This is a genomic window from Devosia chinhatensis, from assembly GCF_000969445.1.
GTDB classification, from domain to species: domain Bacteria; phylum Pseudomonadota; class Alphaproteobacteria; order Rhizobiales; family Devosiaceae; genus Devosia; species Devosia chinhatensis.
In genome coordinates this window covers 480,001-501,863 of the sequence record NZ_JZEY01000061.1, presented here as the reverse complement: position 1 = coordinate 501,863, position 21,863 = coordinate 480,001, and the positions used below count along the sequence as shown (strand labels likewise).

The 21,863-nt window shown below is 60.1% G+C and carries 19 protein-coding genes (1 of these 19 running past the window's edge); 12 read left to right on the top strand and 7 right to left on the bottom strand.

The window, feature by feature from the left end; genetic code table 11:
• Window positions 1-32: 32 nt before the first annotated feature.
• The 4 genes from VE26_RS12735 (at window position 33) to VE26_RS12720 (ending at window position 3,993) form a co-directional block, all read left to right on the top strand.
• Window positions 33-896 carry an aldo/keto reductase gene (locus VE26_RS12735; protein WP_046105606.1) on the top strand — a complete coding sequence of 288 codons (864 nt, stop codon included), beginning with the start codon at window positions 33-35 and terminating at the stop codon, window positions 894-896.
• A gap of 254 nt (window positions 897-1,150) precedes the next feature.
• Complete coding sequence (locus VE26_RS12730; RefSeq protein WP_160297847.1) at window positions 1,151-2,107, top strand: efflux RND transporter periplasmic adaptor subunit; 957 nt, start codon at window positions 1,151-1,153, stop codon at window positions 2,105-2,107.
• A gap of 3 nt (window positions 2,108-2,110) precedes the next feature.
• Window positions 2,111-3,316 carry an ABC transporter permease gene (locus VE26_RS12725; RefSeq protein ID WP_046105605.1) on the top strand — a complete coding sequence of 402 codons (1,206 nt, stop codon included), beginning with the start codon at window positions 2,111-2,113 and terminating at the stop codon, window positions 3,314-3,316.
• Entirely contained in the window at window positions 3,313-3,993 is a 681-nt protein-coding gene (locus VE26_RS12720) for an ABC transporter ATP-binding protein (protein WP_046105604.1), read from the top strand. Before VE26_RS12725 ends, VE26_RS12720 begins: the two co-directional genes overlap by 4 nt.
• Window positions 3,994-4,170: 177 nt before the next feature.
• On the opposite strand, the gene VE26_RS18110 is transcribed toward VE26_RS12720, so the two are convergent.
• The 5 genes from VE26_RS18110 to VE26_RS12700 form a co-directional block, all read right to left on the bottom strand.
• Window positions 4,171-4,323 (bottom strand): hypothetical protein, encoded by a 153-nt coding sequence (locus tag VE26_RS18110; protein ID WP_160297846.1) that lies wholly within the window; start codon window positions 4,321-4,323, stop codon window positions 4,171-4,173.
• Between the two features lie 124 nt (window positions 4,324-4,447).
• Window positions 4,448-6,301 carry a dihydroxy-acid dehydratase gene (gene ilvD / locus VE26_RS12715; protein ID WP_046105603.1) on the bottom strand — a complete coding sequence of 618 codons (1,854 nt, stop codon included), beginning with the start codon at window positions 6,299-6,301 and terminating at the stop codon, window positions 4,448-4,450.
• A gap of 229 nt (window positions 6,302-6,530) precedes the next feature.
• Window positions 6,531-8,660 carry a histidine kinase dimerization/phosphoacceptor domain -containing protein gene (locus VE26_RS12710; protein ID WP_052715897.1) on the bottom strand — a complete coding sequence of 710 codons (2,130 nt, stop codon included), beginning with the start codon at window positions 8,658-8,660 and terminating at the stop codon, window positions 6,531-6,533.
• Window positions 8,638-9,273, bottom strand: coding sequence for a biliverdin-producing heme oxygenase (locus VE26_RS17780; RefSeq protein WP_052715896.1), 636 nt, complete (start codon window positions 9,271-9,273; stop codon window positions 8,638-8,640). The genes VE26_RS12710 and VE26_RS17780 overlap by 23 nt, the downstream gene beginning before the upstream one ends.
• Window positions 9,274-9,349: 76 nt before the next feature.
• The gene (locus tag VE26_RS12700; RefSeq protein ID WP_052715895.1) at window positions 9,350-9,937 is read right to left on the bottom strand and encodes a hypothetical protein; all 588 of its coding nucleotides are present in this window, start codon (window positions 9,935-9,937) and stop codon (window positions 9,350-9,352) included.
• A gap of 137 nt (window positions 9,938-10,074) precedes the next feature.
• On the opposite strand from VE26_RS12700, the gene VE26_RS12695 reads away from it, so the two are divergent.
• The gene (locus tag VE26_RS12695; protein WP_152658841.1) at window positions 10,075-10,446 is read left to right on the top strand and encodes a hypothetical protein; all 372 of its coding nucleotides are present in this window, start codon (window positions 10,075-10,077) and stop codon (window positions 10,444-10,446) included.
• Here the strand turns inward: VE26_RS12695 and ubiG are convergent.
• Window positions 10,443-11,192 carry a bifunctional 2-polyprenyl-6-hydroxyphenol methylase/3-demethylubiquinol 3-O-methyltransferase UbiG gene (gene ubiG / locus VE26_RS12690; protein ID WP_046105601.1) on the bottom strand — a complete coding sequence of 250 codons (750 nt, stop codon included), beginning with the start codon at window positions 11,190-11,192 and terminating at the stop codon, window positions 10,443-10,445. The genes VE26_RS12695 and ubiG overlap by 4 nt on opposite strands.
• Before the next feature lie 190 nt (window positions 11,193-11,382).
• On the opposite strand from ubiG, the gene VE26_RS12685 reads away from it, so the two are divergent.
• The 7 genes from VE26_RS12685 to VE26_RS12655 all read left to right on the top strand — a co-directional run bounded on the left by VE26_RS12685 (window position 11,383) and on the right by VE26_RS12655 (window position 21,278).
• Complete coding sequence (locus tag VE26_RS12685; RefSeq protein WP_046105600.1) at window positions 11,383-12,648, top strand: aspartate kinase; 1,266 nt, start codon at window positions 11,383-11,385, stop codon at window positions 12,646-12,648.
• A 67-nt stretch (window positions 12,649-12,715) separates the two neighbouring features.
• Complete coding sequence (gene ptsP / locus VE26_RS12680) at window positions 12,716-14,983, top strand: phosphoenolpyruvate--protein phosphotransferase (RefSeq protein WP_046105599.1); 2,268 nt, start codon at window positions 12,716-12,718, stop codon at window positions 14,981-14,983.
• Window positions 14,984-15,100: 117 nt separating this feature from the next.
• Window positions 15,101-16,177: a peptide chain release factor 1 gene (gene prfA, locus VE26_RS12675; RefSeq protein ID WP_046105598.1), complete on the top strand. Its 1,077-nt coding sequence runs from the start codon at window positions 15,101-15,103 to the stop codon at window positions 16,175-16,177.
• 14 nt (window positions 16,178-16,191) lie between these two features.
• Entirely contained in the window at window positions 16,192-17,034 is an 843-nt protein-coding gene (gene prmC / locus VE26_RS12670) for a peptide chain release factor N(5)-glutamine methyltransferase (RefSeq protein WP_280136891.1), read from the top strand.
• 345 nt (window positions 17,035-17,379) lie between these two features.
• Window positions 17,380-17,985 (top strand): DUF4167 domain-containing protein, encoded by a 606-nt coding sequence (locus VE26_RS12665; RefSeq protein WP_052715893.1) that lies wholly within the window; start codon window positions 17,380-17,382, stop codon window positions 17,983-17,985.
• Between the two features lie 243 nt (window positions 17,986-18,228).
• On the top strand, window positions 18,229-20,841 hold the full coding sequence (gene clpB / locus VE26_RS12660; protein ID WP_046105597.1) for an ATP-dependent chaperone ClpB: 2,613 nt from the start codon (window positions 18,229-18,231) through the stop codon (window positions 20,839-20,841).
• A gap of 92 nt (window positions 20,842-20,933) precedes the next feature.
• The gene (locus tag VE26_RS12655) at window positions 20,934-21,278 is read left to right on the top strand and encodes a VOC family protein (RefSeq protein ID WP_046105596.1); all 345 of its coding nucleotides are present in this window, start codon (window positions 20,934-20,936) and stop codon (window positions 21,276-21,278) included.
• Here VE26_RS12655 and VE26_RS12650 read toward each other — a convergent pair.
• Window positions 21,275-21,863, bottom strand: partial view of a M23 family metallopeptidase gene (locus VE26_RS12650; protein WP_152658840.1) — the 3' portion only. The gene runs 1,379 nt beyond the window's last position; the window shows 589 of its 1,968 coding nt (coding positions 1,380-1,968); its start codon lies beyond the right edge, outside the window; it ends in the stop codon at window positions 21,275-21,277. The two genes, VE26_RS12655 and VE26_RS12650, sit on opposite strands and share 4 nt — an antisense overlap.

Below are 21,863 nucleotides of genomic sequence, written 5' to 3'. Positions count from 1 at the left end.
TGCTGCCGGGCGTCGATCCAAGGAGACTTAGAATGGCTCAGCTCGACGCATCCTTGTCGGGGACCTTCGCCATTGGTGGCGACCTCAACGTCCATCGGCTCGGCTTTGGCGCAATGCGCATCACCGGCGAGGGCATCTGGGGGCCGCCAAAGGATCACGAAGAAGCGATCCGCGTCCTCAAGCGCCTCCCCGAGATCGGTGTCAATTTCATCGATACGGCGGAAAGCTACGGCCCCTATATCAGCGAAGAGCTGATCGGGGAGGCATTGGCGCCCTACAGCAAGGGAACGATCGTCGCCACCAAGAGCGGCCTGACGCGCACGGGACCCAATGTATGGCCGCCGCTCGGCCGCCCGGAATTTCTCCGGCAGGGAGTGCTGACCAGCTTGCGCCGGTTGAAGCTGGAGCGGCTCGATCTCTGGCAACTGCACCGCATCGACGTCAAAACGCCTCGCAATGAACAGTTCGAGGTCATTGCTGCAATGCAGAAGGAAGGCCTGATCCGTCATGCCGGGCTCAGCGAAGTCAGCGTTGAGGATATCAAGGAAGCCAGCCAGTACTTCAAGGTTGCTACCGTCCAGAACCTCTACAATTTCGCTAATCGCCAGAGCGAAGCGGTTCTCAAGTATTGCGAGGCCAACAATATCGGTTTCATCCCGTGGTTTCCGCTGGCAGGGGGCGATCTGGTAGAGGGCCACAAGGCCGCAAAGGCAATCATGGACAAGCATGGCGCCAGTGGCAGTCAGATTGCCTTGGCCTGGTTGCTCAAGCGCAGCCATGTCATGCTGCCCATTCCGGGAACCGGTAAGGTCAAGCATCTTGAAGACAATGTTGCGGCCGCCGCCATTAGTCTCAGCGACGATGATTTTGCCACACTCGACAAAATCGCCGGCTGAAAGCCGGATGCAACGAAAAAGCCGGGGTTAAACCCGGCTTTTTCGTGTCTGGAGCTTTTGGACAATCCATGTCCGCTGGCGTTGCGTATAGGAGGACAGCGTCAAACGGAGCCGAACCCGTGTCCCAGTCGGAAAATAAGGCCGTCCCGCCTCGCCGCCGCAAACGGCACTGGAAGCGGTGGCTGCTTCTTCTCGTTGTCATTACCATCGCGGCCGCCTATGCGGGGATCGAAAGGCCATGGGAGCCCAGGGCCTTGGCTGTCGCGACCGAGATTGTGCAGCCAGGCTCCGTATCGCAGGCGCTGGCGATCAATGGGCGCGTGGCCGCCGAGACCTCGGTCACTGTGCGCGCGGCCGTTTCGGGACAAGCTATCACCGTCAGCGCCGACACCGGTGACCTTGTGGCCGCAGGAGATATACTCGTTAGGCTTGACGATGCACTGGTGCAGGCTCAGTTGGGACAGGCGCAGGCAGCGCTCGAGGCACAACAGGTGCGCCAGCGCCAGGCTGAGGCAACGGCAGAGCGCGCATTAGCACTGGGTGAGAACGCCACTCGGTCGAGCCGCGAGGATGCCGAATGGGCTCTTGCCGCAGCAGTCAATGAAACAGCACGCCTGCAGGCTGCACTCGACCAGGTGCAACGACAGGTCGATCAGTACACGATCACCGCACCCATGGCCGGAACCGTTTTGTCGCGCGGAGTGGACCGGGGGCAGCTCGTCGATCCTCAAACCCAATTGTTCGTCATCGCCGATACCAGCATGCTTGAGGTGGAGACCGACGTGGATGAGCTCTATTCCGCCCGGGTTAGCGCCGGGCTCAAAGCGCTCCTCAAGCCGGTAGGCGCCAGCATCGCCCAGCACGGAACGGTGACCTTTGCGGCGCCGGTCGTGGACAGCGCGACAGGCGGACGCGCCATTCGCATTGCGTTCGATGATCCTGTGTCGCTGCCCGTTGGGCAAACGGTCAACGCCAACGTAATTGTAGAGGAAGTGCCGGACGCGCTTTCTCTCCCACGTTCGGCCATCGTCACAGACGGCGCTGACAGCCATGTGCTGGTGATCGATGACGGTCTCGTGGCGTCCCGCGCGATCAGCTTCAGCGACTGGCCAGCGGATCGGGTGATTGTTACCCGAGGGCTGGAAGAGGGCGACGTGGTCATCCTCGATCCAATGGCGGTCTCGGTCGGCGACATGGTCGAGGCGGAATAGACCATGCTCTATGGCATCAAGATTGCATGGCGCTATCTGACGGCAAGCAAGACACAGACAGGTCTTCTCGTTGCCGGCGTGGCGACAGGGGTTTTCGTCTTTATCTTCATGAGCGCCCTCATCGGAGGCCTTGCAGTCTACCTGGTGCAACAGACAGTAGGTGATATTTCCCATGTGACCCTCGAAGCGCCGAGCCGGGATGCCGGCCTGCTGCTGCCAGAGGGCGTGGAAGCACAATTGGTTCAGCAAAGGGCGAGCGGGCAGCGGGAGACCCTGCGCAGCGCTGAGGCATTCATTCCCGGCATTGAGACCATGGCCGGGGTAAAGGCAGTGTCTCCGCAAATCGTGGGCAATGGCTTCGTCATTCGCGGCCAGTCACGTGCACCGGTTGCGGTGACCGGGGTGGAAGCCGACAAGGTTTCGGTCATAGCCGATCTGGGAAGACGGCTCGTATCCGGCGATACCGTCCTGACCAATTCCAATGTTATTATCGGCAAGGTTCTCGCCGACGATCTGGGCGTGGGTGTGGGTCAGGTGATCCGCCTGCAATCAGACAGGAACATCGAACGGGCACTGGTCATTACCGGAATCTTCGAATTGGGGGTGGAGGCGCTTGATGCCCGTGCCGCTTTTGTCAGCACATCCACCGCCCGCACTCTGTTCGAACTGCCGCAGGGGCTGAGCCGTGTCGAGATCAAGCTCGACGATCTCAACAGCGCCGATTCCTTTGCGCGTCAGCTTGCAGCGGAAACCGGGCTCAAGGCGACGCCCTGGACGGAAGGGAATGCCCAATTGCTGAGCGGCCTGCGCGCCCAGGCTAATTCGGGCAACCTCATCAAGGGCTTTGCCCTTGTCACCATCGTCATTGGCGTGGCCTCGGCGCTGTTGCTCTCCACCTACAGGCGCCGTCCCGAGATCGGCATCATGCGCGCCTTTGGAGCGTCGCGAGGCTTTGTCATTTTCGTCTTCGTGCTGCAGGGTACGCTTATTGGACTGTTGGGTGGATTGATCGGCGCTGGACTCGGCTATCTGGCGCTGTCGCCATTTCCTTTGCCTGAAAATGCCGAGGCTGGAGGCTTGCCGATCGACGTCCGCCAGGGAGCCTATGGGCTTGCCATCGCGCTGACCACGATCGGCGCCATTCTCGCATCGATCCTGCCCGCGCGCGCCGCAGCGCGGGTGGACCCGGTTTCGGTGATCGGACAATGAGTGCGCTCGTCCAGATCCGCAACCTCGTAAAGACCTATGGCGAGGGTGAAGCCGAGACGCGCGTGCTCAAGGGACTGGACATGACGCTCGAGGAAAGCGATCTGGCGGCACTGCTGGGGCCGTCGGGCTCGGGCAAGTCTACACTCCTGACCATTCTGGGCACGCTGATGCAGCCCACGAGCGGAGAACATGTGATGCTCGGGCAGGACCTGACCCAGGCAGGCGACGGGGAACTCACCGAATTCCGCAATCGCCATATCGGCTTTGTCTTTCAATTTCACCATTTGCTGCCGGACTTCACTGCGCTCGAGAACGTCGTTTTTCCCACGGCCATCAGCGATGGACGGGAAACCGCCCAGGCCAGAAAACGCGGGGCGCAATTGCTGGAGCGGGTTGGGCTGGGCCATCGCATCGATTTTCGCGCTACCCAACTCTCGGGTGGGCAAAAGCAGCGCGTCGCCATTGCGCGAGCCTTGATGAATCAGCCTGAACTTGTCCTGGCGGACGAGCCTACGGGCAATCTCGATCGGGAATCGGCCGAGCAGGTCATGGCGTTGATCCGGGAAATCAACGAAGACGAGAATACGACCTTTCTGATCTCGACCCATGATGAGAAGATAGCGGCCGCATGCAGGCGGCAGATAAAGGTCGTCGACGGAAAAACCGCTTCGGCCTGATGACAATTTAGGGGATTAGGGTCGGTTCGATAGGGAGGGTGGAATCCCCGCTATCGAACCTGACCAGGCCAACAGCCTTGGCAGGCCGCTGGTTGGCTGTGGGCGTCTTAGCACTCGAAAATGGGCTTGTCACGCGATTGTCGCATGGACTTTGCCATTGGCATGATGCCGCGCTGGTCAGCGATAAATCTGGACGATGCCCAGGCCGACCATGGCCACGGTGGCGTTCAGCGGCAGGTCTGCGGAGCCGCTGATCAACGCAAGAACAGCCGCAACAGCAAAGGTTACCCCACCCAGCAGTGTCAGCACCCTCGAAAAAACAGAGCTCATGGCTTTGCCCTCCAAACTGCGGGTACCATAGGCTGCGTGTTTTAAGGAAGCCGCCTGGCCGATCCATCAATTTGACGGATCGGCGTAAGGCGTCATTTACCATTGCCAGAAAGTGGGGACGCGCTCAGTTCCAGAGCTTGTCGATTTCCTGGGTGTCGCGCACGGCGCCCTTTGAAGCCGAGGTGACGAAGGCGGCATAGGCCTTGAGCGCAGTGGTCACCTTGCGCTTGCGCGCTTGGGCCGGCTTCCAGCCGATCTTGTCCTGCTCGACCCGACGCGCGGCAAGCTCGCTATCAGATACAAGGACATTGACGGTGCGGTTGGGAATGTCGATCTCGATGATGTCGCCTTCCCGGACCAGGCCAATAGCCCCCCCTTCGGCCGCCTCAGGTGAGGCATGGCCGATGGAGAGCCCGGACGTGCCGCCGGAGAAACGACCATCTGTCAGCAAGGCGCAGGCTTTGCCCAGTCCTTTCGACTTCAGGTAGCTCGTAGGATAGAGCATTTCCTGCATGCCAGGGCCGCCGCGCGGGCCTTCGTAGCGGATGACGATTACATCGCCTTCCTTGATCTCGTTTGAGAGAATGGCTTTGACCGTCGAATCCTGGCTCTCGAAGACGCGGGCCGGGCCGGTGAACTTGAGAATGGATTCGTCGACGCCGGCAGTTTTCACGATACAGCCGTCCAACGCTATATTGCCCTTGAGGACCGCCAAGCCTCCATCCTTGGAGAACGGGTTTTCAGCGGAGCGGATCACGCCGTTCTGGCGGTCGAGATCAAGTTCGGTCCAGCGATTGGACTGTGAAAAGGCCTGTGTGGTGCGGACACCCCCGGGTGCAGCCATGAAGAACTGGCGCACGCTCTCCGAATTGGTGCGGGAAATGTCCCATTTGTCGATCGCATCGCCCATGGTCGCGGCGTGCACCGTGGGTTCCTTGCGATTGATGAGGCCTGCCCGATCAAGCTGGCCCAGGATAGCCATGATACCGCCGGCGCGGTGCACGTCTTCCATGTGAACATCGTTCTTGGCGGGGGCAACCTTGGAGAGAACCGGAACGCGACGGGACAGCGCGTCAATATCGTCCATGGTAAAATCGACGCCGCCTTCGTGCGCAGCCGCCAGAATATGGAGCACGGTATTGGTCGAGCCGCCCATGGCGATATCGAGCGCCATGGCATTCTCGAAGGCTGCCTTGGTGGCGATGGAGCGCGGGAGAACGGTTTCGTCTTCCTGCTCATAGTAACGGCGGGCCAGATCGACGATCAGGTGGCCGGCTTCCTGGAACAGGCGCTTGCGATCCGAATGGGTGGCCAGGGTCGAGCCATTGCCGGGCAGGCTGAGGCCCAGCGCTTCGGTGAGGCAGTTCATCGAATTGGCGGTGAACATGCCAGAGCAGGAGCCACATGTGGGGCAGGCGGCCTCCTCGACGGCTTGGACTTCCTCGTCAGTGTAGTGCTCGTCGGCAGCCATCACCATGGCGTCCACAAGGTCAAGCGCCTGCAGCTTGCCCTTGAGCATGGCCTTGCCGGCTTCCATCGGCCCGCCCGACACGAAGACCACCGGGATATTGAGGCGCATGGCGGCGTTGAGCATGCCCGGGGTAATCTTGTCACAATTGGAAATGCAGACCATGGCGTCAGCGCAATGAGCATTGACCATGTACTCAACTGAGTCCGCGATGATGTCACGGCTGGGCAGGGAATAGAGCATGCCATCATGGCCCATGGCGATGCCGTCATCGACCGCGATGGTGTTAAATTCCTTGGCAACGCCACCGGCCGCTTCAATTTCCCGCGCTACCAGTTGGCCGAGGTCCTTGAGATGCACATGGCCGGGCACGAACTGCGTAAAGCTGTTAACGACCGCGATGATCGGCTTGCCGAAATCGCCGTCCTTCATGCCAGTGGCGCGCCAGAGCCCACGGGCGCCGGCCATGTTGCGGCCATGGGTTGTGGTGCGAGAACGATAGGCGGGCATGTGGCAAATCCTCGAAAACGCTGCCGGTGATACCGGTTCTAAGCTAGCTTCTATTTAGACCCATTCCACGCCGCGGGCAAGAATTTTCCGTACCGTACCGTACGGTACTCAATCCTGCTTGAAGGCGTTGAGGCGCCCGGGTTGTGCGCGCGGGGGCGATGTTTCGGGACGGTGGGGCGATGGTGCCGCAGTCCGCCATGAGTTGCCTTCGATGGTGTGCAGGGCCTGGCTAATGGTCCTGCAGGGGCGTGGTAACCACAGCTCTAACGCCAGGATGATTGCTCTCGTAAACCAGCTCCCCCTTGCTCTGCTGCATGAGCACGCTCATCATGCGTGAGCCAAAGCCAGTACCAGCGACGCCTCCGGTCCCGAAGCCCACGCCCTCATCGCTGACCACGAAGCGGAGCATGTTGCGGTGTTGGTCGAGAGTCACAACAACCGGGCCGACCTCGCCACCATAGGCGTATTTGACGGCATTGGTGATCAATTCGTTGGCGATGAGCCCGATAGTAACCGCATGGCGCGTGTCAGTAAGGATCGGCGCCAAATCCAGCTGGATGGCCCTTTGCCAGCCGGTGTCCATGGAGGATGTCAGTTCTTCGACCAGTTCGCCGAGATAGCGCGACAGATCGAGCATCTCGACGCTGTCATCCTGGTACAAACGACGATGAGCCAAGGATACGGCCATCAGGCGCTGATCCGCCTCTCCGAGGCTCACCTTGGTTTCCGGACTGGCGCTTCTTGCCTGCAGGCGCAAAAAGGCGGCGACAAGGGCGATGCTGTTTTGAACGCGATGGTTGACTTCCTTGAGGAGAAAACCCTTTTGCTCAATCAGGGCTTCATTCTCCCGGATCGTGGTGTTGAGTTCGCGATTGAGTGTGCGAATACGTGAGTTATTGCGGGCCTCGAGCAAGAGGCGCACGATGCGGCTCGCTGCTTCAGTTTCGGCGAGGGTCCAGCGTTGCGAGCGTCCTTTTACGCTTTCCGACCATGCTTCGAAGGACGTCCTAGGCGTCAACCGGGCGGTTGGATCGGGCGCAACATCCTTATGCGGGTTACCGGCCCACTTGACAGTCTCGAGCTGCTCGCGGCGGAACCACATCAGTATCGTCGGCACTTCAGTCGACATGGTCGCAGCCAGAACACCACTGCCCGTTTGCGTAAAGGCGGAAGCCTGAGGGAAACGCGATGAGAGGTGATGCGTCGCGAAGGGCCGGCGCAGCGCGTCTACGCGAACGAACTCGGCGACGGCCCGCAGATGGTGCTCCTCTGGGCAAAGACCGGCGCAATAAAGGTCCTTGCCCTGAACGGCCGCAAAGGCGTCCGCGTTCATGAGCTTTGCCAGAGCCTCGCCGGAGCCTTCAAAGAAATCTGCAAGGCTCTTGTCCGGGCCCAGCTGTGGAAGCAGGGCATCTTCCATCGTTCGCAGTTTCACGCGCTCGCGATAGAGCTCATTTTCCTCGCGCACCTTGATGAGACGCGACAAGCTCGTCGCCATGGTCTGGCAGGCGATGCGGATGTCGAGGGGCAATTCGCGTGGCTCGTGATGATGACAGGCGATGAGCCCCCAAAGCATCCCGTCCTTGACGATGGACATGGATGCGGAAGCAGCCACGTTCATGTTCTTGAGATATTGAATATGGACTGGCGAGACACTGCGCAGCGTTGAATCGCTGAGATCAATGGTTTGCAGATCGGAGCTGGCGCTCACGATAGGCGCCGGCTCGTAGTGGACGTCGGCGATGACGCGCACCTTATTGCGCACATAAAGCGCCCGGGCCTGGCGCGGAATATCCGTGGCTGGAAAGTGGTGGTGCATGAAGCTGGGCAGGCCGTCAGCAAGGCTTTCACCGAGGACGACGCCGGCATCGTCATCGATGAAGCGGTAGACCATGACGCGCCCATATCTGGTCAGGTCCTGAAAAATCCGCGCTGCTTCGCGGCAGAGATCGGCCAGCGACACAGCGCGCTCCATCCGCACATCGAGATTGTCCATGAGAGCGAGGAATGCTGCGTTGAGCCCATCGAACTCCGCTTTTTCGGTCAGTTCCACGACCAAATGTGCACCGCTCGCATAGGCGACAGCGTCAAGCCGTTTTCCAGAAAAATTGACGTCGCCGATCACGTGAATGCCAGTTGCCGGCAGCACGGCTTTTAGCGATGCCGCATCATGGCCGATGACGGATTCGAGCTTCTGGTCCAAGAGCTTGGCCGAGACATATTTCGTCCCGGCATAGCCGACGATCAAGCCGGTTGCGGCGTCGGCAATCAGCATCGTGCCATATGGCTGGATCGAGCCTGGGATGTGGATGGGCTCGAGATCACAGCTCGTCAGGTCAAGCGGTTTGGGGGAGGTCATTGAAAGCTTTCGCGTAGATGGCATAGGCCGAGGCAAAGGTTTGCTGCGCTGCGGCAATGGCGGCGTTTTTGTCGATATCGATGGCTTGATCGAGCAATTGCATGAATTTGGGCCAACGACTTCCGCCGCTGGCCTGCTGGCCGAGATGGCGCGCGCCAAACCGGTCGGTCAGCCCGATCTGCTGGGCGCGTCGGAATAAAAACTTGGCGCCCAGAGAGGACCCTTCCAAAACATATAGCGTGCCGATCTGGGCGGAATGGCTACGCACCTCGTCCTTTGGTAGGTCGGCGGCTTGCGGCTCTACTTCCAAGTCGATCAGGTCGGCATGGAGGGCCGGAACAAGGGGGGCGATCGTCCAGCCCCGAACGGTCATCACATGGGGTTCGACGTGATGGCGAAACTGGTAGGTTGCCAGAAGAAAGCGCTTGTAGTGCGCGAGCGTAGAAACATCGCCCAAAGCGTCGAGAGCGGCATGGGTATCCTGCGTGCTCTCGCGAAGCGCCTGGCGAAGGCTGCCGTCAGTCAAAGGTCCGTCGCTCCAAACGATCGAAATGAGGAACTGCATGCGGACGGTGACCGAGGCCGGCGCCCATTGGGTGATGGTTACGCGCAAAATTGCCGGCGGGCTAGGGTGGTAACCGTAGCTGTGATTACCAAAGCGATCCGGAAGGCGGTCGCCATCCGTGTCATCAGAATTTGTACCTCAGGCCAAGAACGGCTGCATTCGACCCATCAATGTCGGCAATTGTTCCGAAGCCACCGGATCGATGCTGGATGCGACCAAATGCTTCCCACTCGGGATGACTAGCATGGGACACCGAAACTTCGGGCGCGAGATAGTAGAGGATGGGTACGCCTCGTCCCAGTCTATCTGCACGCTCGGTTTCGATGCCGATCGTATCGGTCACCGCGGAGAGGCCGAAGGTGATGGCAGGAGTTACCGTTATGTCTCCAAAGGAGAATTCTGTCAGCCGCGCTACCGCACCGCCCCAAATCTCGGCGGAACTCCGACTGCCTAAACGCAGGCCAAGTCCTGCCTCCACGCCAAGCTGAAAACTCCCATAGCCATAAAGAAAGCGCTGATATCCCGCACCCACGAAGAAGTTGGATTCATAGTGGTCCTGCCAAAACAGGAAGGTGTCGCCGAAATAGCCCGTAGCAAACGGACCACCCATTACGAAGATGTTTTCGTCCAGATCGACCTTGGGCGTTTCTGCGACTGCGGGTGCAGCAGCAATGGTGCACAGGATCAAAACTTGGGAGATACGTTTGAGCATGGGCGTTCACTTATGTGTGTTCCTCGCCAAACGCGCGGTTTTGGGTTTGGTTCGCGCTCCTGCAATCACAAGTGGTTGGTCGCGGGAACGGCTACGACACGGCCTCGTTGCTTTCTCACAGACTCATGGAGGAAAACATGCACGCCATTCCCAACACTGTTCACGAGGGCATGAAGGTCTACGATAGCGCCATGAACGCGATCGGCACGGTCGAGACCTTCAGGATTACCGATGAAGCGCCAGGGGCGCCCGAAATTGATGCCGCGGGCGTCAGTCCGGTACTCGACGAAGAGCGTGATACCTTGGCTGGGCTTCTTGCTGACGTCTTTCAGCCCGATGACGGCTTGCCGCGCGAGATGCAGGAGAAAGCCTTGCGTGAAGGCTTCGTCCGTCTGGATGCAGACGGCTTGTTTGCGTCTGATCGCTATATCTTCCCCGAACACATCGATCGGGTGGAGGGGGACAAGCTGGTGCTTGCGGTCCGAAAGGACGACCTGCTCAAGGTTTAAGCCTTGGGTCGTTCGGCCAACACCATGTAATTAATCCCCATATCTGGTGAGAGCCGCCATTCATCGGCCAGAGGGTGAAACACCACGCCCGTCTGGTCGATGATCGCCAAGCCGTTTCGTTTTAGTTGGGCGCTGATCTCTTCAGGGGTAAGAAACTTGTTCCAGTCGTGGGTCCCGCGCGGCAGCCACCGCAGGATATATTCGGCGCCGATTACTGCGAGCGCCCAAGAGCGGGCCGTGCGGTTGAGTGTAGCGGTAAACATCACTCCACCCGGCGCCACCAGATCTGCGCAGGACTTCATGTAGAGCGGAACGTCATCGACGTGTTCGACCACTTCCATATTCAGAACCACATCAAATTTTTCGCCGGCCGCGACCAGAGCCTCACTGGTGGTGACGCGATACTTGATATCAAGGCCGGATTGCTCGGCATGAATGCTGGCAACGGCAATGTTGCGCTCTGCTGCGTCAATGCCCGTTACCGTCGCGCCAAGTCGGGTCAACGGTTCGCACAACAGCCCCCCGCCACATCCCACGTCAACGATGCTCAAGCCTTCGAAGGGCCGGATGGAGGAGGCGTCGCGGCCGAACCGGGCGCAAAGCATGTCACGAATATAGCTAAGCCGCACCGGGTTGAACTTGTGCAGCGGCTTGAACTTACCCTTGGGGTCCCACCATTGTTCCGCCATGGCCGTGAACTTGGCGACTTCGGCGTCATTGACGGTAGTGCGGACAGTGCTGGTCATCTTGCGGCTCCTTGCCCGCCCATATGCCTCCTCAGATATCGGGTCCGCAAGGCGCGCCGTGTCGCAGAGCTTTGTCGACCCGTGTGAAGATTGCGCCAAACTCGGCCATTGATTGCGACCTGCCTTTGTGGCATTTCCCCGGCCAACAACAAGCGTACCGCCGGGTTCGGCGGGTGAGCGGGGAAGCCAAGTGGCTCGTATCGTCGTCAAATTCGGTGGCACATCCGTCGCCAGTGTCGAGCGCATTCGAAATGCCGCGCGCCATGTCAAGCGCGAGGTCGAGGCCGGCAACGAAGTCGCTGTCGTTGTGTCTGCCATGTCCGGCAAGACCAATGAATTGGTCGGCTGGGTCAACGAGGCGAGCAAGTTTCATGATGCGCGCGAATACGACGCGGTTGTTGCGTCCGGCGAGCAGGTCACCGCTGGTCTGATGGCGATCGTTCTGTCGGAAATGGGAATCCAGTCAAGAAGCTTTGCCGGTTGGCAGGTCCCCATCTATACCGATGACGCCCATGGCGCCGCCCGTATTACCGATATCGACCCAACCGAGCTCGACAAACGCATGAGCGCTGGCTGGGTCCCCGTGATCACCGGGTTCCAAGGCATTTCTCCGCACGGACGCGTCACGACCCTCGGACGGGGCGGCTCTGATACCTCGGCGGTAGCTGTTGCTGCGGCGGTCAAAGCGGATCGCTGCGACATCTATACCGATGTCGATGGCGTCTACACGACCGATCCACGCATTGTGCCCAAGGCGCGGCGTCTCACCAAGATTTCCTTCGAGGAAATGCTGGAAATGGCGTCGCTCGGCGCCAAGGTGCTGATGATCCGCTCGGTGGAAATGGCCATGGCGCACAAGGTGCGCCTGACCGTCCGCTCCAGTTTCGATGACCCGGACGCGCCGCAGATCGCGCCCGATGGAACCCCGGGCGTGCCCGGAACGCTTGTCTGCGATGAGGATGAGATCATGGAAAAGCAGATCGTTTCGGGCGTGACGCTCGCCAAGGCAGAGGCCAAGATCACCCTGCGCGACGTCAAGGACAATCCCGGCGTCGCAGCGGCCATTTTCGGCACGCTTGCCGACAAGGGCATCATTGTGGACATGATCGTGCAGAATATTGCCGATGACGGTGCCACGACGGATATTACTTTTACCGTTCCCGATAGTGAATATGACAAAGCCGTCAAGGCGCTCGAAGACAATGGCGGACGTTTCGAATATGCGCGCCTGTCCGGCTCCAAGGGTGGCGCAAAGGTGTCGGTTGTCGGGGTGGGGATGCGTTCGCATGCCGGCGTTGCGTCCTCGATGTTCAAGGCCCTGGCCGACAAGGGCATCAACATCCAGCTCATCACCACCTCGGAAATCAAGACCTCGGTTCTGATCGATGAAGAATATGCCGAGCTTGCGGTTCGCGCTCTGCACACCTATTACGGTCTGGACAAGCAGGACGCCTGATCTCTTTGAAAGAGAGGCCGCGTCCTGAAAGAAGGGGGGCGGCTTTGCGGGCTGCCTGAGAGAGGCGATGGCGACGACCATAGGTGGCCCAAGGGTGCTGCTGCGGCAATTGCGCGAGGTGATGGCGGAGCCTCTGGCCTCGCAGGCTCGGCTCGACAAAATCGTCGACCTCATTGCCGAGAACATGCGGGCGGATGTCTGCTCCTTTTATGTACTGCGCGACGACGGCGCGCTCGAACTCTTCGCTACCCATGGGCTTAAAGCCGAATCGGTTCACCTGACCACGCTGCGCCTTGGAGAAGGTCTGGTCGGTCTCATCGCCGCCGAGGCGGAGCCATTGAGCCTGGACGATGCTTCCAATCATCCCGGTTTTGCATATCGCCCGGAGACCGGCGAGGAAAAATACAATTCCTTCCTTGGCGTGCCTGTCCTGAGGGCCGGGCAGACCCTTGGCGTTCTCGTCGTTCAGAACGGGGACCACCGTCATTACGGCGAGGATGAAACCGAGGCGATGCTGACCACGGCCACAATCCTGGCCGAGATGATCGCTACCAGCGATTTCGACAATCTGATCAAGCCGGGATCGGATATCGATCTCAGGCGGCCTCGCATGTTCAATGGCGTCAGCTTTACCGACGGAATAGCTCTCGGAAAAGTGGTCCTGCACGACCCCCGGGTCGTGGTCACCAATTTCATCGCCGAAGACACCGATGCCGAAAAGCAGCGGTTGGATGCAGCGCTTGAAACCATGCGCGTCTCCATCGATGCCATGCTCGACCATGGTGACATGGCTGGCGGATCCGATCATCGGGAAATCCTCGAGACCTATCGCATGTTCGCCAATGACAGGGGCTGGGTGAACCGTCTCATGGAGGCGATCGACAACGGCCTTTCTGCTGAGGCCGCGGTCGAGCGGGTCCAAAACGATACACGGGCGCGCATGCTGCGCCAGACCGATCCCTACATTCGTGACCGGCTGCATGATCTGGACGATCTGGCAAACAGGTTGTTGCGCGTGCTGACCAGTTCCGGCCAGCCGGCGCAGCGCGAACTGCCCGACAATGCCATTCTGGTTGCGCGCAATATGGGGCCAGCCGAATTGCTCGAATACGACCGCAGCAAATTGCGCGGCGTCGTGCTCGAGGAAGGCGGCGCCACGGCTCACGTGGCCATCGTTGCCCGCTCCCTGGGCGTTGTTGCGGTCGGCCAGGCCCAGTCCATCGTTTCGATGTGCGAAACCGGCGACGATATCATCATCGATGGGTCAGCCGGTCAGGTACATCTGCGGCCCACACCCGAGGTCGAGCAGACCTATGTCGACAAAGTGCGCATCTCTGCCAAGAGACGCGCACATTACGCGGCGCTCAAGAACAAGCCGAGCGTGACGAAAGACGGCGTCGAGATTGCGCTGCTGCATAATTCGGGTCTCGTTGCCGACTTGCCCATGCTGGATGACACGGGTGCAGGCGGGGTGGGATTATTCCGCACCGAATTGCAGTTCATGATCGCCAGCCGCCTGCCGCGGCTCAAGGAACAGGCTGATCTCTACGCCGAGGCGATGGCTATTGCCGGTGATCGGCCGATCGTTTTCCGTCTGCTCGATATCGGCGGGGACAAGGTCCTGCCTTATCTGCGCGCCACGGCCGAGGAAAATCCGGCGATGGGCTATCGCTCCATCCGCCTCGGCCTCGACCGGCCGGGCCTGTTGCGCACGCAGATCCGAGCGCTGCTGCAGGCTGCCAATGGTCGCCCGCTCAAGATCCTCGTGCCCATGGTCACCGAGACGTTCGAATTCTTGATGACGCGCCAGGTGATCGCCAAGGAGGTCGAGCGTCTCAAACGAGCCGGCCAGCCGGCGCCTGCGAAACTCGAGGTAGGCGCAATGGTAGAGGTGCCATCGCTGCTTTTCGAGCTCGATCAATTGATGCCAGAGGCCGATTTCGTGTCCATCGGCTCCAATGACCTGGTTCAGTTCCTAACGGCGGCCGATCGCGCCAATCCGCGCGTCTCTAAAGCTTACGATCCGATCGCGCTGCCGCGCCTGCGGGCTATTCGCCTCGTGGTGGACGCTGCAGCGCGTCATAACAAACCGGTCACGATGTGCGGCGAATTGGCGGGCAAGCCGATGGAAGCTTTGGCGCTCATGGCTGTTGGCATGACCCGGCTTTCCATGGGCCCGGCTTCGATCGGTCCGATCAAGGAGATGATCCTCAATCTCGAGCTCAAGCCCATACAGGCCGACATTGCCAAGGCATTGAGCGCTGGTGCGAATGGCCGCACGGTGCGGGCCTTGCTCACCGAGTGGGCCGGCAAGCAAAGCCTACCCATCGGTTAGAAGTGATCGAGTTGGAATTCCGCTCGCTGACGGATCGTCGCCTGGCCGAACACAAGGCTTGAACTTGCCGCCCCCGCTCTTTACAGCCTGCCGGACACCTGCCCGGAAGACCCGACCATGCCCAGCCTGCCCCAGGACAAGCTCGACGCCCTCGAAACGCGTTTTCAGTATATTGAAGCTGCTCTCTCGGGTGGGGCCAATCCGGATGAATTTGCCAAACTTTCCAAGGAGCATTCCGACCTCTCCGAGATTGTCGGAGAGATTGGTGCCTATAAAAAGGCGCTGAAGGACCGGGGCGAAGCCGAGGCGTTGCTCAAGAGTGGCGACAAGGAAATGGTGGAGATGGCGCAAGCCGAGCTCGAAGAGCTCGACGAAACCATTGATCGCCTGGCACAGTCCATCCGTATCATGCTGCTGCCCAAGGACGAGGCTGACGAGAAGTCGATCATCCTTGAAATTCGCGGCGGTACCGGCGGTGACGAGGCCGCACTGTTCGCCGGCGATCTCTTCCGCATGTATGAGCGCTATGCCGGCTTGCGCGGGTGGAAAGTCACGGTGATGGAAGAGAGCCCAGGCGAAATGGGGGGCTTTAAGGAAATCATCGCGAATGTCTCGGGCAAGGGGGTTTACGCCCGCATGAAATACGAGTCGGGCGTGCACCGGGTGCAGCGTGTGCCTGCTACGGAAGGCTCGGGGCGCATTCACACTTCGGCTGCCACCGTGGCTGTGTTGCCGGAAGTCGAAGACATCGATATCGAGATCCGCAACGAAGATATCCGCATCGATACGATGCGCGCTTCGGGCGCAGGCGGTCAGCACGTCAATACAACTGATTCCGCAGTGCGCATCACCCATCTGCCCACAGGGCTGGTGGTGACGTCGGCGATGAAAAGCCAGCACCAGAACCGCGCACAGGCCATGATCGTCCTGCGCTCCCGCCTCTACGAGATGCAGCGCGAGGAACGCGACAGCGCCCGCTCGGCCGAGCGGAAGGGGCAGGTGGGGTCTGGCGACCGCTCCGAGCGCATTCGCACCTATAATTTTCCGCAGGGCCGCGTGACTGACCACCGCATCAATCTGACGCTCTATAAGCTCGACAAGGTGATCGTCGGCGAGGCACTGGACGAGTTGATCGAGGCCCTTATCACCGAGAACCAGGCCGCACAGCTTGCTGCCATGGAGCAGGTCAACTGAACGACTTTATTACCTTGGGCGATCTCTGGCGTGGCTGGCGGGATGTGTTGACCCGGCTTGGTTTCGCTACGGCTGCCCTCGACGCCAAGCTGCTGACCGGTCATGCCCTGGGTCTGGACATGCTGGCACTGGCGACTCGCGAGAACGAGCCGATGGATGCTGGGTCTGCGGCGCGTGTTGCCGAATTGATCCAAAGACGCATGAGCGGCGAATCGGTCGCTCGGATTATCGGCGAACGGGAATTTTACGGGCTGGCCTTTGCGCTCAATGCAGCTACGCTCGAGCCGCGCCCCGATACAGAACTGCTCGTCGATCTTGCGCTCGATGCGCTTCCCCAACGCGGACGCATTCTCGATCTTGGCACGGGCACGGGCTGCATTCCCATCGCCCTTCTGGCCAATCGCACCGATGCCACCGGCCTTGCCGTCGACATTGATCCCCAAGCCCTGGCTATCGCGCGACAAAATGCCGACCGGCACGACATTGGCGGTCGCCTCGACTTTGCGCTAGGCGACTGGTTTGCTCCGATACCCGATTATGAGACGTTCGATCTCGTCGTATCCAATCCTCCTTACATACCCAGTGCAGTGATCGACACGCTCGCGCCCGAGGTTAAAGCATTCGATCCTCTCAGAGCGCTTGATGGCGGGCCCGACGGCCTTGGTCCCTACCGCGTCATCGCTGCCGATGCAGGTCGGTTTCTTAAGACGGGAGGACTGGTCCTGCTCGAGATCGGCTTTGATCAGGGTGCCGAGGTTTCCGCGCTTCTCGACGCCCACGGCTTTGCCGATGTCGCAGTCCACAAGGACCTCGCAGGTCTTGATCGTGTGATTTCCGCGCACCACATGAGCAATTAGACGACATTCATCAGCCTTCGTGCGCACTTTGTGCTGGTAATGAAAGGTCGAACCGGATATTTTGGTGGTGCTGTCAAAGGCGCATCATGAGCGCCGCAGCGATCACACCCGATCCAATAGCCAGGCTGTTCGCAGCACGCGGTTCCGGCAAGCCCGGTACGACGCAGGATCGGGGACCGACTTTATGGTTGGATCGCTGCCGAGAGTACTCGGTCTTCATGAAGCCAGGTAAGGACCCGCACGGTTTTCAACGTACCGCCGGGGTCAGGGGCCAGATCGGGCCTGTTAAGCCGGTCCGCCCCCATTGATGTGACGCTTAACTTTCAGAGTTAGACAAAGCGACCTATGAGACCTAACCAGAACAAGAACCGTCAGCGTGGCCGAAATGGCGGCCGCAAGCATGTCAATCCGCTGTCGCGAAATTACGAGAGCAACGGTCCAGACGTGAAGGTGCGCGGCAACGCCGCCCATGTCGCCGAGAAATATCTCCAGCTCGCCCGGGATGCCCAGTCTTCGGGTGATTCGGTGATGGCTGAGAATTATCTGCAGCACGCAGAGCATTATTTCCGTATCGTCTCTTCCGCGCAGCAGGCCATGAACGGGCCGCGCGATGGCCAGAACCAGGACGAGGTCGATTTCGACGACGATGCCAACGACGTCAATTCGCGCTTCTCCTCGCCGCAGCCGGTTCAGCCGCCGCAGCCAAATCCGGAAGCTGATGTCGAGGTTGCGCCGGAGCAACAGGCTCAGTCCCAGCCCCAGTCCCAGCCGGAAGAGGCAGCCGCCGCTCCGGCTCAGGCAGAAGGAGAGGGCGAAACCGCTCCGCGCAAGCAGCGCGAGCGTCGTCCCCGTCGTCGTCGTCCCGCTGCGGGCGAAGGCGCAGCGGATGCCGCACCACAGTCGGACGTTTCCGAATTGCCGGCCTTCCTGACTGGGAATGCAGCCGAATAAGTTGCGGCGCGGGTTGTCCTGAACTGTTTTGAAAGGCCGGGCTTCTGCCCGGCCTTTTGCTTTTTCGCAATGAAAGGGGGGAGAATGAAGCACTTTTCTCCTCCCACAGCCTTTTGTTCGCTCTGCAAGCACCTACATCTTGAAGCGGAAGAATGTGCCGAACCGGGCATTCATCGAACGACGCTTCCGCCGCCATGCCGGTGCCGACTGGGCCGCCCTGGCGGGCGAGACATGGAGAGTTGAATGAATATCGAAAAATATACCGAGCGCGCGCGCGGCTTCATCCAGAGCGCGCAAACCTATGCGCTTGGGCAGGGGCATCAGCAATTCGCCCCGGCCCACCTGCTCAAAGTGTTGCTCGACGACGAGCAGGGCATGGCCAACGGCCTGATCCAGCGAGCGGGCGGCGACCCCAAGGCTGCACGCGCAGGCGTCGAGGCGGCGCTCAACAAGATCCCCAAGGTGTCTGGCGATGCTGGGCAGCTCTATCTCAGCCGCGAGCTGGCCAAGGTGTTCGACACTGCTGAGCAGGCTGCTCAGAAATCTGGTGACAGTTTCGTTGCGGTGGAGCGCCTGTTGCTCGCACTGACGATCGAGAAGGACAATGATGCAGGTCGGGTCCTGGCGTCGTCGGGCGTTACGGCTCAAAGTCTCAACACAGCGATCGAGGCCATTCGCAAGGGGCGCACGGCCGATTCCGCTTCAGCGGAAAATTCCTACGACGCGCTCAAGAAGTATGCCCGAGACCTGACGGAAGATGTCCGCGAGGGCAAGCTCGATCCCGTGATCGGACGTGACGAGGAAATCCGACGGGCCATACAGGTGCTGAGCCGCCGGACGAAGAACAATCCGGTCCTGATTGGTGAACCCGGCGTGGGCAAGACTGCCATTGCCGAAGGCCTTGCCATCCGGATCGTCAACGGCGACGTGCCGGAATCGCTCAAGAACAAGAGCCTTCTCGCGCTCGATATGGGCGCGCTTATCGCAGGCGCCAAATATCGCGGCGAGTTCGAGGAGCGCCTCAAGGCCGTGTTGAACGAGGTGACCTCTGCTGAGGGTCAAATCATCCTGTTCATCGACGAAATGCATACCCTGGTCGGTGCCGGCAAGAGCGAGGGTGCGATGGATGCATCAAACCTTCTCAAGCCGGCGCTTGCACGGGGCGAGTTGCATTGCGTCGGCGCCACGACGCTCGATGAATATCGCAAGCATGTTGAAAAAGATCCCGCTCTTGCGCGACGGTTCCAGCCGGTCTTCGTCAGCGAACCGACGGTGGAAGACACGATCTCCATCCTGCGCGGTCTCAAGGAGAAGTATGAACTGCACCATGGCATCCGCATTGCGGATTCGGCCCTGGTGAGCGCTGCGACGCTGTCCAACCGCTACATCACCGATCGCTTCCTGCCGGACAAGGCCATCGACCTCATGGACGAGGCCGCAGCCCGTTTGCGCATGGCGGTGGATTCCAAGCCGGAGGCACTGGATGAGCTGGATCGGCGGATCATGCAGCTCAAAATCGAACGCGAGGCGCTCAAGAAAGAAACCGATGATGGATCGAGGACACGCCTCGATCGGCTGGAGCACGAACTGGCGGGGCTCGAAGAACAGGCCCAAACCCTGTCGGCAAAGTGGCTGGCAGAAAAGGAGCGTCTCCAGGGTTCCACCAAGATCAAGGAAGAGCTGGACGCGGCTCGCAGCCAGCTGGAAATAGCACAGCGGCAGGGCGACCTGGCTCGCGCGGGCGAGTTGGCCTATGGCGTCATTCCCGACCTTGAAAAGCGCCTCAGGGCATCCGATGACAGCGATGGCGATGGCAAGCTCGACCCCTTGATGGCCAAGGAGACCGTCGAGCCCAGCGACATCGCGCAGGTGGTCAGCCGTTGGACCGGTATTCCGGTGGATCGCATGATGGAGGGAGAGCGTGAAAAGCTGCTCCACATGGAAAGCTCGCTGGGCGCACGCGTCATCGGGCAGTCCGAAGCCGTGGCTGCGGTGGCCAAGGCGGTGCGCCGTTCGCGTGCTGGCCTTCAGGATCCCAATAGGCCGATCGGATCGTTCATGTTCCTGGGGCCGACCGGGGTGGGCAAGACAGAGTTGACCAAGGCATTGGCGCAGTTTCTCTTTGACGACGAAACCGCCATGGTCCGCCTCGACATGTCCGAATTCATGGAAAAGCACTCTGTGGCCCGATTGATCGGGGCTCCTCCGGGCTATGTCGGTTATGACGAAGGTGGCGTGTTGACAGAGGCCGTGCGGCGGCGTCCCTATCAGGTCGTCCTGTTCGACGAGATCGAAAAAGCACATCCCGATGTCTTCAATGTGCTGCTGCAGGTTCTCGATGACGGACGGCTGACCGACGGTCAGGGCCGCACTGTGGATTTTCGGAATACGGTGATCATCCTGACCTCTAACCTGGGGGCGGAATATCTTGTCGAACTCAGGGATGGTGAATCGGTCGAGCTCGTGCGCGGCAAGGTCCTAGACATGGTCAAGGCCTCGTTCCGTCCCGAATTCCTCAACCGTATCGATGAGATCCTGCTTTTCCACCGGCTGGGCCGCGAACATATGGGGTCGATCGTCGATATCCAATTTGCCCGCCTCGAAAACCTGCTCAAGGATCGGGACATTGTGCTCAAGCTCGAACCCAGGGCGCGGGAATGGCTGGCCAATGAAGGCTACGATCCAGCGTATGGCGCGCGTCCCCTCAAACGCGTGCTGCAGCGCGAGGTACAGGACGAGCTGGCAGATGCAATCCTGTCGGGCAGCGTTGTGGATGGTTCAAGGGTTCAAATCGACGCCGACGAAACGGGCATTCTGCTAACGCCCCTCGACAAGACCGATGCGGCTGCTGCGTGAAGGCGCATGCGGCGGAAAGGGCCTCCTTTCCGCCGCATCTTGTCAATCTGAGGACAATAGCCTAGAACAAAATGCGAACGTAGGGGGCGTGGATGGCTGATCGTCTGGACTATATCGAATTTCCGTCAGCGGACCGGGAGAAGACCAGCGCCTTTTTTCGAGAGGCCTTCAATTGGGGCATTATAAGCTACGGGCCTATCTATGACGGCATCGACGGCGCAGGCATTGATGGCGGCATTGACCAGTCAGAAAATCGCGTCGAGGCAACCATGGCGGTCGTCCGTACGGACGACCTTGATGCGGCTGAAGCCCGCGTGTTAGCGGCCGGCGGCGTGGTCACCCGGCCCCAGTACGATTTTCCGGGTGGCCGCCGATTCCATTTTCGAGAGCCGGGCGGGAACGAGATGGCGGTCTATGTCGCCCGGGGCGAAGGCTAATTGGTCTGAGCCACGCTCACCGGTGCAGGTTCGCGCGCCATCAGGTCATTGATCTGAGCGATGGTGCGGTCGAATTCGGCACGATATTGCGGGGCAAGGACATTATCCTTGGGCAGCTTAACGCTGAGCGGATCGACCAGATTGCCGTTGATCTTGATTTCGTAGTGCAGGTGTGGACCGGTAGATTGTCCGGTAGACCCGACATAGCCGATCAGCTGGCCCTGACGAACCTGGGTTCCGATACCGATACCGTCCACGAAGCGCGATAGATGCCCATAGGCGGTCTCGTATCCGTTGACGTGCTGTATCTCGATCTTGTTGCCGTAGCCGGACTGCCATTTGTAATAGGTGATCGTGCCATCGCCGCCCGCATAGATCGGCGTTCCCGTCGGCGCTGCAAGGTCGACACCGGTATGCAGGCGTCGGGTCTTGAAGATGGGATGGATGCGATACCCAAAGCGGGAACGCAGCGTACCGCCGCCTTCGAGCGGGCGGCGGTTGAGGAAGCGCTTGCCAGTCTCTCCTTCTGGATCGAAGAAGTCGACCGAGCCATCTGGAGCGGTGAAACGATAGAATTGCCGCATC

Bases quoted from the DNA above. Each gene is read 5' to 3' on its own strand.
- VE26_RS12725 (WP_046105605.1), top strand. From the start codon at position 2,111: ATGCTCTATGGCATCAAGATTGCATGGCGCTATCTGACGGCAAGCAAG.
- VE26_RS12720 (WP_046105604.1), top strand. From the start codon at position 3,313: ATGAGTGCGCTCGTCCAGATCCGCAACCTCGTAAAGACCTATGGCGAG.
- VE26_RS12655 (WP_046105596.1), top strand. From the start codon at position 20,934: ATGGCTGATCGTCTGGACTATATCGAATTTCCGTCAGCGGACCGGGAG.
- ptsP (WP_046105599.1), top strand. From the start codon at position 12,716: ATGGCGACGACCATAGGTGGCCCAAGGGTGCTGCTGCGGCAATTGCGC.
- VE26_RS12695 (WP_152658841.1), top strand. From the start codon at position 10,075: ATGCACGCCATTCCCAACACTGTTCACGAGGGCATGAAGGTCTACGAT.
- VE26_RS12710 (WP_052715897.1), bottom strand. From the start codon at position 8,660: ATGACCTCCCCCAAACCGCTTGACCTGACGAGCTGTGATCTCGAGCCC.
- ubiG (WP_046105601.1), bottom strand. From the start codon at position 11,192: ATGACCAGCACTGTCCGCACTACCGTCAATGACGCCGAAGTCGCCAAG.
- VE26_RS12735 (WP_046105606.1), top strand. From the start codon at position 33: ATGGCTCAGCTCGACGCATCCTTGTCGGGGACCTTCGCCATTGGTGGC.
- VE26_RS12665 (WP_052715893.1), top strand. From the start codon at position 17,380: ATGAGACCTAACCAGAACAAGAACCGTCAGCGTGGCCGAAATGGCGGC.
- clpB (WP_046105597.1), top strand. From the start codon at position 18,229: ATGAATATCGAAAAATATACCGAGCGCGCGCGCGGCTTCATCCAGAGC.
- VE26_RS12700 (WP_052715895.1), bottom strand. From the start codon at position 9,937: ATGCTCAAACGTATCTCCCAAGTTTTGATCCTGTGCACCATTGCTGCT.
- prfA (WP_046105598.1), top strand. From the start codon at position 15,101: ATGCCCAGCCTGCCCCAGGACAAGCTCGACGCCCTCGAAACGCGTTTT.
- ilvD (WP_046105603.1), bottom strand. From the start codon at position 6,301: ATGCCCGCCTATCGTTCTCGCACCACAACCCATGGCCGCAACATGGCC.
- VE26_RS18110 (WP_160297846.1), bottom strand. From the start codon at position 4,323: ATGAGCTCTGTTTTTTCGAGGGTGCTGACACTGCTGGGTGGGGTAACC.